The organism is Mesorhizobium sp. M8A.F.Ca.ET.207.01.1.1, from assembly GCF_004794715.1.
Taxonomy (GTDB): domain Bacteria; phylum Pseudomonadota; class Alphaproteobacteria; order Rhizobiales; family Rhizobiaceae; genus Mesorhizobium.
This window is the reverse complement of sequence record NZ_SRUS01000278.1, coordinates 1-346: the sequence shown is the minus strand read 5'-3', so window position 1 is coordinate 346 and position 346 is coordinate 1. Positions and strand designations below refer to the sequence as shown.

Sequence of the window (346 nt, the reverse complement as noted above, 5' to 3'; positions counted from 1 at the left end):
GGCACATGGCAGCTGCCATGCGCCGGTGGCGGCCATCGCGCAGTGGCAGGGCGACGACCTGCACCTGCAGGGCTTGGTCGGCAGTGCCAGCGATGGCCGCGCGGTGCGCGCCGAGGCGGTGGGCCCGGGCAGCGACCCGGAGGCGCTCGGCCAGCGCGTGGCGAAGATGCTGCTGGAGGCCGGTGCCGGCGAACTGCTGAACGTCTGAGCCATCGCCGGTAGTGCCGGTCGCTGGCCGGCAACCGCGTGCCCCAGTTGAATGCAGTTGCCGGCCAGCGGTGTTCACTACCGAAAGAGGAACGGGCGCCCTGGGCGCCCGTTCTGCTTATTTGAACTTGTAGACCAC

General features: G+C 70.2%; 1 pseudogene. It reads left to right on the top strand.

Annotation, left to right across the window (positions count from 1 at the left end):
- Positions 1-208: pseudogene (locus tag EN850_RS34530) on the top strand (hypothetical protein); the annotation flags it as partial.
- Between the last annotated feature and the right edge of the window lie 138 nt (positions 209-346).